Raw genomic sequence first — 12983 nt, 5'->3', positions numbered from 1 at the left:
TTATCGCATCGATTCTAAGAGGTCGTTGATTTCCCCTGTTGTATGCTTTCCGAGTTGACCGCCCTCGGCGGTCGGCTTCTTGATGCCCTCGTGGCCACCGCGTGGCGGGTGAAGCCGGAGCGTCGGCGACAGCCCCTCGTCGCGGAGCGTCGTCTCCTCGTCGAGCAGCGCCTCGGCGAGCTCGTCGAAGCCGCCGTACTCGCTGTTGTCGGCGAGCCACGCTTCGTCGACGTCGGACTGCTTGCCCTCAAGCGGCTCCGCACGGCGCTCGAGCAGCGTCGCGAGCACCTCGGCACTGGGTTCGCCGTGAGCGACGTAATCGTTGACCTTGTTGACCATCCCCGTGTAGGTGTCGGTCTCGGGGACGAGTGCGCAGTGGTTGACGTTGTGGATGTTCAGCATCTCCAGGGTATCCTGGACGTCCTCCTGGCGGTTTACCTCACCGCGGACCTGGACGACTGCCTTCATTGGTCAGCCACCTCGCGTTCGCTCTCTCGGTTCCGTCGCGGCTGGCGCGACTGCGAGGCGTTCTCGAGCGCGTTGAACGTCGCCTTTGCGAGGTTCACCGTGGTCCGGGTGTTGCCGTGGCTCTTGGTCCAGGCGTTTTCGATCCCGGCCAGTTCGAGGACGGCGCGGACCGTGTCGCTGGCGGCCAGGCCCAGCCCTTCGGGGGCGGGGATGACCTCGACCTCGACGGAGCCGGCTTTGCCGGTCGTCCGTCGGGTCAGCGAGTGGGGTCGGTCCGAGCGGTCCTCCCACGACCCGGAGCCGCGGGGCACCTTGATCATGTTCAGCTTCGCGATACCGATCGCCTTCTGGATGGCAGACCCGACCTGGTCGTCCCGGCCCTCGGCGTAGCCGATGAAGCCGTCACGGTCGCCGACGGCGACGACGCACCGGAACTTCACGCGTCGTCCGGAGTCGGTCATCCGCTGGACCATGTTGATGTCCAGAACCTCGTCTTCCAGCCCCGGCAGGAGCTGATCGACGAGTTCGGGCTCCTTCAGCGGGAGACCCGAGTTGAGGGCAGCGTCCATGGTGTCGATTTCGCCCTCCTGAACCATGCGGCCGAGACGGGTGACGGGCTGCCAACCGTCGTCGTTGTAGTCGTTTGCGCTCATTCTAGAATCGCCTCTCGTACCTCATCGAAGTGTTCGGGGAGGTCAGTTGCGTCGAAGTCGCCGCTGTACAACGGCTCGTCGAGCTGTTCGGCGTACTCGGCGATGTGCTCGCCGCGCGTACGCGACCAGTCCGCGAGCACGCTGTCGTTATGCGGGATCTCGAGGCCGGCGTCAATCGCGCCCTCCTGCACCGCGAACACCTTGTTGCCAGGCGTGGCCGTGTTGAGGCCGATGTCGAGGACGGCCTCTTCGAGGCCGGCGTCGACCGCCCGTTTGCCGGCCAGCAGGCCGGTCAGGTAAGCCGCGGAAATGTTACTCGTGGGGGCTTCCCAGCCGTACTCCTCGAGGTCGCTCGAGTGTGCGCTTGCGAGCGTCTCGTCTCCCTGAGGTCCGGGAGTGACCAGCTGCGCCGTAGTGTGCTTGTTGCTCTTGCGAGCGACGAGGCGGGGCTTGCCCGATTTCAGCAGGCGCAACCTCTGGTGGTAGTCCGTCCGGACCTCACGGCGACGCCGCATCGGCACTTTGTATCGTGGTCCTGTCGCCATTATTGGTCACCGTAGTTGTCGTCGATGTAGTTCAACAGGTACCGGACGCTACGGAACTCCCCGCCGCCAGCCTTCTTGTAGAGCTCGCGGTACTGCGTGGGCGTGATTTCGCCCTTGTCGCGGAGTTCGCGCAGCTTCCGGCGCTGTGCGCGAATCTTGTTCTGCCATTCGTCTTTCTCGTTCTGGCGGGCGCCCTTCTTGCCGCGGCGCTTACCCTGACCGTTCTGGTGGCCGTAGGCACGCTTTTCGTTGCGCTCTCGGGCGCGGCCGCGGGAGTTGCCCTTCGGGTCGGCGGCCTGGATACGGCCGTCGTCGACGAGTTCGCGGATCTCGTCGCGCGTGATCGCTTCGGCGATCTCACCCTGGGCGTCGGGGTCGAGCCAGACGCGATTCTTGCCGACGTCTAAGACGTCGGCCGCCAGTCGCTTCTGTGCGGAGAGATCAGTCATTGGCTTCCACCTCGACTTCTTCGTAGGTCGGGTTCAGGACGCGAATGTCCTGCTCCTCTGCCTGCTCCTCGATCCGTTCGCGCTTGCGCGCGCCGACTGAGGAGGCGATCCGGACCGCTTCGCGGTCGCCGTCGACGCCCTCGAGGTCGTCCGTGTTCTCGACGTAGACCTCCTCGAAGCCGCTGGGGTGTTTCCCCCGGACTTCGGTGGGCGTTCGGTAGCCGGCTCCCACTTTCGGGCCCTTGCCCTTGACGCTGCGGCGCTGTTTGGACAGCGTGCCGCGGGGACGACGCCACGATTCCGGCGTCCGCTTCTTCTTGTGGTAATCCTGCCGGTTGAACTGCGGCTTGCCCTCGCTCTTGCGTCGGGTGAGCAGCCGCTGTTCCTCGTCGGTCAGCTCGGGCGTCTTCTCGGTCAGCCCGCGCGGTCGAAGCTCCGTCTCGACGTCTTCGTCGGCTTCGGCTTCTTCCTCGACGCCTTCGTCTTCGATCTCGGCCTCGGTCTCCTCGGAGACCTCGAGGTCACCGACGTCGGCCTTGATACGGGCCGCGAGTGCGTTCCCGATACCGTCAGCATTGGCCAGGTCGTCCTGGTCGGCTTCCTTGACGTCCTGAATGGACTCGAAGCCGGCCTCGCGCAGCGCTTCGGCCTTGCTTTCGCCGACACCGCTGATATCCTCGAGTTCCTGGGGTTCGTCTTGCTCGTCTGCCATCTATCAGACACCTCCCTTGGCGGGTTTGTTGGTGATGTAGACCCCGTCCTGGAAGATACGGGTGTCCTTGCCGCTGACACGGGTCAGCTGCTCGATGTCGGCCGCCGTCTGTCCGACGTCCTCCTTGTCGGGGCCGGACAGGACGAGCTGCTCGTCGTCGACGGAGACCTCCGTCTCACCGTGGATAGTCGTTCGTCGCGCTGCCTTCTCGCCGAGGAAGTTCTCGATGACGACCTCGTCGCCTTCCGCGCGGACCTGCATCGGGAAGTGAGAGTAGAAGACTTCCATCTCGTACTCCCAGCCCTCGGTCACGCCGTGGAACGCGTTCTCGATGTGGCTCTCGAAGGTGCCGACGGTCGCGTTCGTCTTCGCGTCCTCGGTACCGCTCTCGATGACCACCTGGTCGTCGTCGGCCTCGACGGTCACGTCGGGGTACCAGAGGCGGCGCGTGACGCTGCCTTCCGGACCCTCGACGGTCACGTCGAATCGATCGACCTCGACGGATACGTTTTCGGGGATTTCCAGTTCAACTCGCATGGTTAGTAGACGTATGCGATCACCTGGCCCCCAATACCCTGTTCGCGCGCCTCGTAGTGGCTCATGATGCCACTGCTCGTCGTAACGACGAGAGCGCCGAAGTCTCGAGCGGGGAGATAGCGCTTCTCCCACTTCTCGAAGTCGTCGGCACCGGCGGCGTAGCGGGGCTTGATGGGGCCGCACTCGTTGATCGCTCCTTTCAGTTCGATCTCGAACCGACCGGCTTTGCCGTCATCGACGTACTCGAAGCCGTCGATGTACCCGCGGTCGTAGAAGACCTCGAGCACGCTGCCGATCTCGTTCGAGGCGGGCGTTACCTCGTGGCTCAGGTGTCCGACACTCTCGGCGTTGTCGAGACCCGAGAGCGCGTTGCTGAGTGGATCGTTCCCGGTCATGTTATCGGTACTTCTTGAATCCCATGTCGCGGGCGATCTCTCGGAAGCACTGTCGACAAAGGTTGATATCGTACTTGCCGACGAGCCCTTGCTCGCGGCCACAGCGCTGACAGGACTCGATCTGTCCCGTCCGCTTTGCCGCGTGCTCGCCCGTGCGGTCGGCGTTGGTTTCGGTTTCAGTTTCGGTTTCGCTTTCACTCATCGTCCGTGCCCTCCACGCTGACGTCGAAGTTCGCCTCGAGGAACTCGATGGCGTCCTCGGGGATCAGACGGTGCTTCGACGGGATCGAGCGGGTGGCCTTGTCGCGCTTGGAGACGCGGTAGCCCGGACGCACCAGGTTGACGGTGACGTCCAGCCCGTAGATCCCGACGTTCGGGTCGTACTCCTGGCTGGGGAAGTCGGTGTGTTCCTCGACACCGAAGCTGAAGTTCCCCGTGTTGTCGAACTGCGACGCCGAGACGTCGGCGAGCGGCAGCGCCGTCTCGAGGAAATCGTAGGCGTCGTTGCCGCGGAGAGTCACCTTCGCACCGATCGGGTCACCCTGACGGATGCCGAAGTCGGGCTCGGTCCGCTTTGCCTGCGTACGGACGCTTTCCTGGCCCGTGACCTCCTCGATGATGTCCTCGGCGCGGCCGAGTTCACGACCGCCCTGACCGACGCCCATGTGGACGACGACCTTCTCGACGCGCGGTTCGCGCATCTCGTGGAAGTCGGCGGAGTCGGCTTCGCTCATTCGTCGTCACCTCCGACGAAGTTCTCGTCGATCACGACGACGTACTCCTCGACCGTCTCGAAGCCGCCGTCGTCCGTGGAGACGCCGACGGTGTTCGAGCCGCTGCCTGGCGTGACGTCGATCGCGTTGATCTCGCCGACCTTGCCGCCGTGGTTGCCGCGGACGGCGGTGACGAGCGCGCCCTCTTCGTAGGGGAAGTGGGCGACGACCGACTTGTCCTCGTTATCGACGACGATCGAGTCGTTGGTGCTGTACTCGTCGTCCTCGACGAGGACGTTCGTCCCGTCGTGCAGCGTCAGCTGCGTCTGGCCGCCGGGCACCTGCTGCTTGCTCTCGATCTTGCCGAGGCGGCTCTGGGCCGCGTCCTCGTTGATCCCGGTCAGCGCGAGCTGACCGCCCTCGTCGGGGAAGACGCGGTAGTACTCCTCGCGCCCGGGGAAGGCAACGATGTCGAACATGCCGATCGGGCGCTGTTCGTCGTTGATCGCGTCCCCGTTGATGAGGATCGCATCCTCGGAGAGGGCGTACCGGGCTTCCTTGCGCGAGTCCACGTAGCCGAGCACGTCCCGCAGGAGGACGACGAGCGGGACGCCCTCCTTACCGTGCGGGCCGGCACCGGCCTTCACCGTGAAGGTCTCGGTCTTCCGCTCGACCGGCCAGGACTTCGGGACCGACAGTCGTTTCTGGTGTTTCGTCATTCGTTATCACCTTCGAGGCGTGCCTCGCGACGCTCGTCCTCGAGGTCGAGCTCCGTGATCCGGACGTTCGACGGGTCGAGCGGCCGCGGCACTTCTTCGCCGTCGGCCGTCTCGACGGTCACGTCCTCGACGTGGATCGTCCCGTCTTCGAGAATCGCGCGCATGACCTCGCCTTGCTCGCCGGCGTGGTCGCCGCGCATGATCTCGACCGTGTCGCCCGCGTTGACGCGGGTGCGACGGGTGTCGTACTCCTCGCGGAGCTCGTCGGACAGCGTCGCGTGGAGCTGCTTCTGCCGCTTGTGCAGCGGCGCACGCTCCGTCTGCGTTCGCTGTTTGTGTGGTTGCTTGCTCATATCTATACGATCATCGTCGCGGTAGAGGCGATTGCACCGAAGCGCTCTGCGACTTCGCGAGCGATCGGCCCCTTGATCTCCGTGCCGCGGGGCTCTTCGTTCTCGTCGATGATGACCGCCGCGTTGTCCTCGAACTTCAGCCGCGTGCCGTCCGGTCGGCGGATCGACTTCCGCTGGCGGACGATGACGGCTTCGAGGACCTGGCGGCGCATCTCGGGGGTACCCTTCGTGACCGAGACGGTCACCTTGTCACCGATCCCCGCCTTCGGCTGGCGGTTCTTGGTGCCGTGGTAGCCCGAGACACTGATGACCTTCAACTCACGCGCGCCGGTGTTGTCGGCGCACGTGACCAGCGAGCCTTTCTTGAGGCCCTGCGTGACGTCGGCTTTCATCGCCTCCATCACTGATCACCTTCGTCTTCGTCTGCAGCCGCGGCGAGGTCCTCGTCGGAGAGCTCCGGCTCAGGCTCGGCCTGGCCCGTGAGCTCGGCGACGTCCGCCGCGGTTGCTTCTTCGGTTACTTCGACGACCACGTGCGATTTGGTCTTCGACAGTGGTCGGGTCTCTGCGATCTTGACCGTGTCACCGACCGAGAGCGGCTCGAGCACGCCCGGCACGTGAGCCGGGACGCGCGAGCGTCGCTTCATGTGGCGGTCGTATTTCGGAACCGCCACGTCGTACTCTCGCTCGACGACCACGGTCTTGTCCATGTCCGTCGAGACGACGGTCCCCTCGAGGACTTGGCCTCGAACGGAGAGCTCGCCGTAGAACGGACACTTCTCGTAGTCGTATTCCTCCGGGTTTTCTGGTTCCGGAGGGGTTTCAACGTCTAGTCCTATTGCCATGGTGAGTCACCACTCGTTTCCGTGCGTCGGGCGGGTCGTGAGAGCAAGCGCGATCCATCGACCGTAACGTAGGCCACGTCCTCGCCAGCAGCGTGGCGGTGGTCCCGCGAGGGACCATCGCCACGACAGCCGGCGGCGTCGCCGCCGGCTCGGTCCGACTCGTCCGATGACTCGGCGGAGTCGGGTTCAGTGTCGGCCAGTTTGGACGCGGTCCCCGACCTCTTTGCGAGGTCGGCGGCGTCATCTGTGATCGCGAACTCGAACGTCGAGCCCGATTTCGGCACCATGACGACCCGAGACTCGCCGTTATCGCGAATCTCGATCGAGAGGGTCTTCGTCGTCTCGATGACGACGCGACCCGCCAGGCCCTCCCGCGAGGCGTCGTCGCTCTCGACGACCCGCACGGGGAGGCCGTTGAGTTCGTGTCGCGGCAGGGTCTCGGGTGTCAGTGCCATGGTGTTGGTGTGTAGGGTGTGGTTATTCGTCCGCTTCGTCCTCGAGGTCGCCTTCCTCGCGCTGGACCGTCTTGATCCGCGCGATGGTGCGACGCAGCTCACCGATGCGGCCCGGGTTCTCCGGGGCCCCGCCGGCGGCCAGGACGGACTTCGCGTTCAGCAGCTCGGTCTCGAGCTCCTCGAGTTCCTCCTGCCGTTCGGCAGGGGTCATGTCGCGGATCTCTTCGACGTGCAGGATCGCCATCAGGCGTCACCTCCCTCGTCTTCGTCCGCATCCTCGGCTTCCATCTCCTCGACGAGCTCTTCGGCTTCCGCCTCGACGTCCTCCTCGAGTTCGTCGAGTTCTTCTTCGACGTCCTCGTCGCCTTCGGGGACGTCGACTTCCTCGAACTCTTCGTCGGCGTCAGCCTCGACTTCCTCTTCGATGACCTCCTCGACGTCTTCCTCGTCGAGTTCGGGTTCGGTCTCGACGGCCTCGTCGGCCGCAGCCTCGGCGCCGGCGTCGGCGGCCTCGGCCTCCTCGGGTTCGCCCTCGAGGAGTTCCTCGACGCCCTCGGCCTCGTTGGCCTCGACGGCATCGGGGACGACCTCTTCTGGATCCATGTCCTCGTTGATCTGGAAGTCGTCGGGCAACTCGGCGCCTGGCGGGATGATCTTGACGTCGACACCGATGGTGCCGAGCTTCATCACCGCGACGCCCTGGCCGTGGTCGACGACCTCTTCGGCGGGCTCGCCGTTGTGCTTGATGTAGCCGCGGTTGAACTTCTCAACGCGCGATCGAGCGCCCGTGACCTTCCCCGAAAGGACGATCTCGGCGCCGAGCGCGCCGGCTTCCATAATCCGGTCGATCGTCGTGTGACCGGCCTTGCGGAAGTACCAGCCGCGTTCGAGCGCGTTGGCCAGGCGGTCGGCCACGATCCGCGCGTTGAGGTCGGGTTCTTCGACCTCCTGCACGTCGATCTGGGGGTCCTCGAGGTCGAACTTCTCCTCGAGAGCCGTCGTGACCTTCCGGATGTTCTCGCCGCCCTTGCCGATGACCATCCCCGGCTTCTCGGCCTTGAGGACGATCTGGGTACCCATCGGCGTCTTGGCGACGTCCATACCACCGTAGCCTGCACGACCGAGTTCTTCCTGGAAGAACTCGTCGATCTGCGACCGCTGCAGGCCGTTTTCGATGAACTGTTGTTCGTCAGCCATTAGGTATCACCCTCGTCTATCTCGTCCTCTGGTTCCTCGACGACGATCTCGACGTCGACCTGCGGCGTGTTCCACGACGACGCCCGCCCCATCGCGCGGGGCTTGCGGCCGACGGACTCGCCGACCTTGTGGGCGGCGACGTGGACGATCTCCATCGACTCGCCGTCGAAGCCCTGGTGGTCGGCATTGCCCTCGACGTTCTCGAGCAGGTCGAGGAACGCCTCGGAGACCTTCTCCGGGTACTTGCCGGCGTCCCAGCCCTCGACGTCGGAGCGGTGGCCCGCCCCGGCGTTGTGCGACTTGAAGGGCACCGACTGCACTTCGTCGATCACGTCCTGAAGGTACGCCTGGGCGTCCCCGATGGTTCGGCCCTTGATCTCGCGGGCGACCTCCTTGCTGTGCTTGTGGCTCATATGACGCTCCCGGAGCATCGCTTTCGCGGTGGCGTCCGGATCCGCGTCGACTGAGTAGTTGATTCCCATGCGTTGATCACTTCAGTGGGACGAACTTCGAGGAACGAGTTGCGCCGATCCCCGCCTGGCCGTGTTCGACGGACGTGCGGGTCAGCTGGAACTCGCCGAGATAGTGTCCGATCATCTCAGGTTCGACGCGTACGCGCTCGAACGCCTGGCCGTTGTAGACCTCGAAGGTCAGGCCGACGAACTCCGGCAGGATCGGCATGTCCCGGAGGTGCGTTCGGATCGGCGCGTTCGCCGTCTCTTCCTCGCCCTTCTCGCGGGCCTCTTCGAGAAGCTTCTGCTTCTCGACGGCGAGGCCGCGTTCGATACTTCGCCGCTGGCGCGCGGGTAGCAGTTCCGCAACCTCGTCGAGCTCCAGATCCTGCAGCTCCTCGAGCGTGTAGCCGCGGTAGGTGAACTCACCTTCGCGGCCGGTTCGGTACTCCTGACTCATTTGTTTCCACCTCGACCGGTGCGTCGGGAGGAGATGTCACCGACCTTCCGTCCCGGCGGGGCGTCCCGCGAGACGGACTTCGGTTTGCCGGGGTGCTGGCGGCCGCCGCCACCGAACGGGTGGTCGACGGCGTTCATTGCAACACCGCGGACGCGGGGCCACTTCGTGCCCCGGGCTTTCATCTTGTGGTACTTGTTGCCGGCCTTGACCATCGGCTTCTCCGTGCGACCGCCACCGGCGACGACGCCGATGGTGGCGCGACACTGCGGATCGAGGCGCTTGACCTCGCCGCTGGGAAGCTGGATGACCGCAGCGTTGCGGTCGTGGGTGATCAGGTCGGCGTTGGTCCCCGAGGCGCGGGCGAACTTGCCGCCGTCGCCGGGGTTTGCTTCGACGTTACAGACCGGCACACCTTCGGGGATCTCCGCGAGCGGGAGCGTGTTGCCGGGCTTGATCTCCGCGCTGACACCGACCTGCAGCTCTTCGCCGACGGTGATGCCTTCGGGCGCGAGGACGAGTCGCTGGTCATCGTCCTCGAACTCGACGGCGGCGACCGGTGCCGACCGCGCGGGGTCGTGTTCGATATCCACGACAGTCCCGCGGACGATGTCGTCGTCCTCTTCTTTCTTGTGGTCGAGCTTCGCCTTGTAGCGGTGCGACGGGGCACGGAACGTGGAGGTCCCGCGGCCGCGTCGTTGACCGAGAATGCGTCGTCCCATGGATTAGAACACCCCGATTCGCGAAGCAACTTCCTGCGCGTCGTCCTCCTCGGAGAGGCGGACGACGGCCTTCTTCTTGCCGTTCATCGTAACCTGCGTGTTGATGTTCTGAACCGAGATCTCGAAACGCTCCTCGACTTCGTCGCGGATCTCCGGCTTGGCGGCGTCCGGAGTGACGACGAACTGGAGCTTGTTCTCGAAGTCCATGTCGTTCATGGCCTTCTCGGTGACCAGCGGGTGTTCGATGACGCTCATCGGTCGGCCACCTCTTCGAGTGCGCTCTCGGTCCAGATGGTCAGCCGTCCGGGCTGTGCGCCGGGTGCGAGCTCCTCCGCGTCGACCTCGGCGGCCGTTGCGACGTCCGCGCCGGCGAGGTTCCGGGCCGCACGGGACGGGCCGGTCTCGCTCGAGGTGACGAAGAGGATCGACTTGGGCTGTTTGTACTTGCGACCGCGGGTCTTCCCGCGACCCGAGCGGACGCTGCGGCCCTCGTCTGCGCGCTCGACGTCGTCCGCGAGGCCGGCGGCCTCGAGGAACTCGACGACCTCCTTGGTCTTCTGGAGGTCCTCGAACTCGTCGGAGACGACAACGGGCAGTTCGGTATCGCCGTCGAACTCGTGGCCGCGATCGGCGACGAGTTCGGCGTCGGTCGTCGCAGCGATGGCGCTGCGGACGGCCAGTTTTTTCTCTTTCGTGTTGATTGATTCAGTCCAGTCCTTCTCGGCTTTTGGCGGGTGGGCCTTGCGTCCCTTGACCGTCTGGGGAACGCGGCGACCGCGTCCCTCCTGTCGTGGGACGTGGGCCATCCCGCGGCCGCTACCGAACGATTCGGCCGGCGTTCGGAGGCCGGCGAATTCGTCGGAGCCGTAGTCCTGTTTCCGGTTTGCCTGGGCGGCGCGAACGGCGCGGGCGATCAGATCCGGGCGGTACTGGGTCTCGAAGACCGCCGGGAGCTCGACCGAGCCCGCGTCCGAGCCGTCCAGGTCGCGTACTGTTGCGTCCATGTGTTATCCCTGGTTGGATGCGGTGGAGACGTAGCGCACCTCGGGATCGAGGCGCGGCTGGTCTCCGGGTCGGATCGCCGGGCGGAAGCGCACGAGGCGCTGTTCCGGCCCGGGGAGCGAGCCCTTGATCAGCGCGTGCGGTCCGTCGACTTCGCCGTAGTTGACGAAGCCGCCGTCGACCGTCGCGTCTGCGCCGTCGCCGATGTCGACGAGGCGCTTGTTCAGTTCCGTCCGCTGGTGGTAGCCGGTCTGCCCCTGCTGGGGGACCGTCGACCGAACGCGGGACGGGTTCCACGGACCGAGGTTCCCGATGCGGCGGCGCCAGCCCTGCCGGGCGTGCTTGCCCTTGCGTTTCTGGACGCCCCACCGCTTGACGGGGCCCTGAGTCCCTTTCCCTTTCGTGACACCGCTGGCGTCGACGTACTCGCCGGCGCGGAACACGTCGTTCATGACGTGCTCGCCGCCGTCCTCGAGCAGTTCGAGGGCGAAGTCGACGCGATCCTCGACGGAGTTGCCGCCGCCGACGCGCGTCTCCATCACGTCCGGTTTCTTCTTCGGGACCGAGGGAACCTCGGCCGGAACCGTGTGCGTGATGACTCGCACGTCGTCGACGCGACCCTCTTCGAGGAGGCCACGGAGCTCGTCCGTGGCGGCGTCGGTGTCGTAGTCGTCACCGGGGAGGTCGAGGACACGATCGAGTTCAGGAACGAACTCGTCGGTCCAGACCTCGGTGACCGGCTTCTTCCCGTATGGGGTATCTTCGTACGCTCGCAGCGCGACTGCGCGCATCGGCGGCGTCTCCACGATCGTCACGGGGACGGTCTGTTCCATCCCCTCGGTCGGCGAGTTCGCTTGGTCGTCGACCATGACGACGTGGGTCATGCCGGCCTTGTAGCCCGCGAAGCCCTGGAGCGTCGGCTGTCCGTCGTCGTCCGGCCACGAGTTGAAGCGCGGCACCTCCGAGGAGGCGCGCTTCCGTGGGCCGAACCCGAGTGAGCCTTTGCGTGGTGCGTTTGACTGTGGCATTCTATCACTCTCTCAGTGAGAGGGGAGCGAGGGTGGCGAACAGAGCCTCCTCCGTTCGCACGACCTCGCTTCCCTGGTTCGGAACCGTGTTTAGCCAGAGGTCGAACCCCGGATCGGCTGTGGGTTCGACTCCGTCATCGTCCACCCCGTCGTCGGAGTCGTCCGACGCGGTGACGGCCGATGCCTCGATTCCGAGGATGTCCGGCAGCCCTCTCTCGGGCGCCCCGAACGCGACGGTCATACCGTCACGCTCGACGCGCCCGGCCAGCGTCTCGAGCCGCCCCACGGTGAGTTCTTCACCGTAACGGGAGGCGGCGATACGGACGCCGGCGTCCTCACGGCCGAGTGCTGCCGAAAGGTCCGTCTGCTCAATCGATAGCCCCGGAAGGGGCCGATCGACGAGCTTCGCCCGGACCGGTCGTCGCGAAGAGATCCTGACGGTCACGCGCTCCCCCTCGTCGACCTCCATTTTCGGAGGGACATTGAGGGAGATCGGGTGTTGCAGTCCGCAATTGACCCGGACGCGCCCTTCAGGTCCGACCTCGGTCACGATCCCTTGTCTTGACGACCCCGAACCGGTAGATTCGGAGCCGGTCTGTGACATGGCGCGGAGCGGCGGCAAGACGCCCGCGTACTCCAGTTCGTCCCGCATCCCCCATACCTCGTTTCGGAGGTACGGAGGGGTTGCGGCATACCGCAAGACGGTACTTACGAACCCGCCGTCGAATCGCCCGGTTTCGCCGTCCCGATCTGGGTAGACGACCAGGCGATCGGCCCGGAAGATCGTCGCCGCGCGGGCGACGTATCCGAGTTTGCGAGTGGCCTCGCGTTTGTCCTCGGCTTCCCGGGTGAGCGACGACGGCACGAGTACGCTGACGGTCATGCCGAGACGCTTCGGCGCCGCGTCACTAGACTGTAGCGATGTATTGCGGATAGGGTCTTAAAAGAATAGCGGATTCGATTCCGGCTGTGAACCCCTCACACCCGAGAATTCGTGCCGAACGGAGACACATTCGTGGGCGGCAACGAGTCAGCAAGCGATCACCCGAAATCCGGTTAATAATGCCTGTTGTCGCCGGCGCATTGCCGTGTCGATCACGCCGCGAGCGATATGGTGTCCCGTATCGATACCGGGTTAATTCGCAACGCTTATACATCCTTCCGGCAGTAGGTATGAGTGCAGCAGGGCGCTGGTAGTGTAGTGGTATCACGTGACCTTGCCATGGTCACAACCTGGGTTCAAATCCCAGCCAGCGCATTTTTCGATACCTACCGACGACGA

The 12983-nt window shown here is 65.2% G+C and carries 23 protein-coding genes and 1 tRNA gene; 1 reads left to right on the top strand and 23 read right to left on the bottom strand.

Translation table 11 applies throughout. The features are described from left to right. The 23 genes from BMY29_RS10110 to BMY29_RS10000 are packed head-to-tail and all read right to left on the bottom strand — an operon-like array spanning position 1 to position 12584. Positions 1-468: a 50S ribosomal protein L30 gene (locus BMY29_RS10110; protein WP_049989611.1), complete on the bottom strand. Its 468-nt coding sequence runs from the start codon at positions 466-468 to the stop codon at positions 1-3. Then, the gene (locus BMY29_RS10105) at positions 465-1121 is read right to left on the bottom strand and encodes a 30S ribosomal protein S5 (protein ID WP_049989612.1); all 657 of its coding nucleotides are present in this window, start codon (positions 1119-1121) and stop codon (positions 465-467) included. Before BMY29_RS10105 ends, BMY29_RS10110 begins: the two co-directional genes overlap by 4 nt. Next, entirely contained in the window at positions 1118-1666 is a 549-nt protein-coding gene (locus tag BMY29_RS10100) for a 50S ribosomal protein L18 (protein ID WP_049989613.1), read from the bottom strand. The genes BMY29_RS10105 and BMY29_RS10100 overlap by 4 nt, the downstream gene beginning before the upstream one ends. Continuing rightward, a complete protein-coding gene (locus tag BMY29_RS10095; protein WP_049989614.1) occupies positions 1666-2115 on the bottom strand; it encodes a 50S ribosomal protein L19e in 450 nt (149 codons plus the stop codon). Before BMY29_RS10095 ends, BMY29_RS10100 begins: the two co-directional genes overlap by 1 nt. Next, entirely contained in the window at positions 2108-2827 is a 720-nt protein-coding gene (locus BMY29_RS10090; RefSeq protein ID WP_049989615.1) for a 50S ribosomal protein L32e, read from the bottom strand. The genes BMY29_RS10095 and BMY29_RS10090 overlap by 8 nt, the downstream gene beginning before the upstream one ends. 3 nt (positions 2828-2830) lie before the next feature. Continuing rightward, positions 2831-3364 carry a 50S ribosomal protein L6 gene (locus BMY29_RS10085; protein WP_049989616.1) on the bottom strand — a complete coding sequence of 178 codons (534 nt, stop codon included), beginning with the start codon at positions 3362-3364 and terminating at the stop codon, positions 2831-2833. Between the two features lie 2 nt (positions 3365-3366). Continuing rightward, positions 3367-3759 (bottom strand): 30S ribosomal protein S8, encoded by a 393-nt coding sequence (locus tag BMY29_RS10080; protein WP_049989617.1) that lies wholly within the window; start codon positions 3757-3759, stop codon positions 3367-3369. Between the two features lies 1 nt (position 3760). Next, complete coding sequence (locus BMY29_RS10075) at positions 3761-3961, bottom strand: 30S ribosomal protein S14 (protein WP_049989618.1); 201 nt, start codon at positions 3959-3961, stop codon at positions 3761-3763. Then, a complete protein-coding gene (locus BMY29_RS10070) occupies positions 3954-4493 on the bottom strand; it encodes a 50S ribosomal protein L5 (protein WP_049989619.1) in 540 nt (179 codons plus the stop codon). Before BMY29_RS10070 ends, BMY29_RS10075 begins: the two co-directional genes overlap by 8 nt. Beyond that, positions 4490-5191, bottom strand: coding sequence for a 30S ribosomal protein S4e (locus BMY29_RS10065; protein WP_049989620.1), 702 nt, complete (start codon positions 5189-5191; stop codon positions 4490-4492). Before BMY29_RS10065 ends, BMY29_RS10070 begins: the two co-directional genes overlap by 4 nt. Then, a complete protein-coding gene (gene rplX, locus BMY29_RS10060) occupies positions 5188-5544 on the bottom strand; it encodes a 50S ribosomal protein L24 (RefSeq protein WP_049989621.1) in 357 nt (118 codons plus the stop codon). Before rplX ends, BMY29_RS10065 begins: the two co-directional genes overlap by 4 nt. A gap of 2 nt (positions 5545-5546) precedes the next feature. Continuing rightward, the gene (locus BMY29_RS10055; RefSeq protein ID WP_049989622.1) at positions 5547-5945 is read right to left on the bottom strand and encodes a 50S ribosomal protein L14; all 399 of its coding nucleotides are present in this window, start codon (positions 5943-5945) and stop codon (positions 5547-5549) included. Next, a complete protein-coding gene (locus BMY29_RS10050; RefSeq protein WP_049989623.1) occupies positions 5945-6388 on the bottom strand; it encodes a 30S ribosomal protein S17 in 444 nt (147 codons plus the stop codon). The genes BMY29_RS10055 and BMY29_RS10050 overlap by 1 nt, the downstream gene beginning before the upstream one ends. Then, a complete protein-coding gene (locus BMY29_RS10045; RefSeq protein WP_049989624.1) occupies positions 6379-6843 on the bottom strand; it encodes a ribonuclease P protein component 1 in 465 nt (154 codons plus the stop codon). The genes BMY29_RS10050 and BMY29_RS10045 overlap by 10 nt, the downstream gene beginning before the upstream one ends. A 22-nt stretch (positions 6844-6865) precedes the next feature. Beyond that, on the bottom strand, positions 6866-7087 hold the full coding sequence (gene rpmC / locus BMY29_RS10040) for a 50S ribosomal protein L29 (protein ID WP_049989625.1): 222 nt from the start codon (positions 7085-7087) through the stop codon (positions 6866-6868). After that, positions 7087-8040 carry a 30S ribosomal protein S3 gene (locus BMY29_RS10035; RefSeq protein WP_049989626.1) on the bottom strand — a complete coding sequence of 318 codons (954 nt, stop codon included), beginning with the start codon at positions 8038-8040 and terminating at the stop codon, positions 7087-7089. Before BMY29_RS10035 ends, rpmC begins: the two co-directional genes overlap by 1 nt. Further along, entirely contained in the window at positions 8040-8522 is a 483-nt protein-coding gene (locus BMY29_RS10030) for a 50S ribosomal protein L22 (RefSeq protein WP_049989627.1), read from the bottom strand. The genes BMY29_RS10035 and BMY29_RS10030 overlap by 1 nt, the downstream gene beginning before the upstream one ends. Positions 8523-8529: 7 nt before the next feature. Further along, on the bottom strand, positions 8530-8952 hold the full coding sequence (locus tag BMY29_RS10025) for a 30S ribosomal protein S19 (RefSeq protein WP_049989628.1): 423 nt from the start codon (positions 8950-8952) through the stop codon (positions 8530-8532). Further along, the gene (locus BMY29_RS10020; protein ID WP_049989629.1) at positions 8949-9671 is read right to left on the bottom strand and encodes a 50S ribosomal protein L2; all 723 of its coding nucleotides are present in this window, start codon (positions 9669-9671) and stop codon (positions 8949-8951) included. The genes BMY29_RS10025 and BMY29_RS10020 overlap by 4 nt, the downstream gene beginning before the upstream one ends. 3 nt (positions 9672-9674) lie before the next feature. Then, positions 9675-9926 (bottom strand): 50S ribosomal protein L23, encoded by a 252-nt coding sequence (locus BMY29_RS10015; protein WP_049989630.1) that lies wholly within the window; start codon positions 9924-9926, stop codon positions 9675-9677. After that, positions 9923-10675: a 50S ribosomal protein L4 gene (gene rpl4p, locus BMY29_RS10010; protein WP_049989631.1), complete on the bottom strand. Its 753-nt coding sequence runs from the start codon at positions 10673-10675 to the stop codon at positions 9923-9925. Before rpl4p ends, BMY29_RS10015 begins: the two co-directional genes overlap by 4 nt. Positions 10676-10678: 3 nt before the next feature. Next, the gene (locus tag BMY29_RS10005) at positions 10679-11701 is read right to left on the bottom strand and encodes a 50S ribosomal protein L3 (protein WP_049989632.1); all 1023 of its coding nucleotides are present in this window, start codon (positions 11699-11701) and stop codon (positions 10679-10681) included. A gap of 4 nt (positions 11702-11705) precedes the next feature. After that, entirely contained in the window at positions 11706-12584 is an 879-nt protein-coding gene (locus BMY29_RS10000) for a putative RNA uridine N3 methyltransferase (protein WP_049989633.1), read from the bottom strand. A gap of 304 nt (positions 12585-12888) precedes the next feature. Here BMY29_RS10000 and BMY29_RS09995 point away from each other — a divergent pair. Then, positions 12889-12959 (top strand) — tRNA-Gly (locus tag BMY29_RS09995). Positions 12960-12983 lie beyond the last annotated feature (24 nt).

It is taken from the genome of Natrinema salifodinae (assembly GCF_900110455.1).
Classification (GTDB): Archaea; Halobacteriota; Halobacteria; order Halobacteriales; family Natrialbaceae; genus Natrinema; species Natrinema salifodinae.
This window is presented reverse-complemented; position numbering and strand designations above follow the sequence as displayed.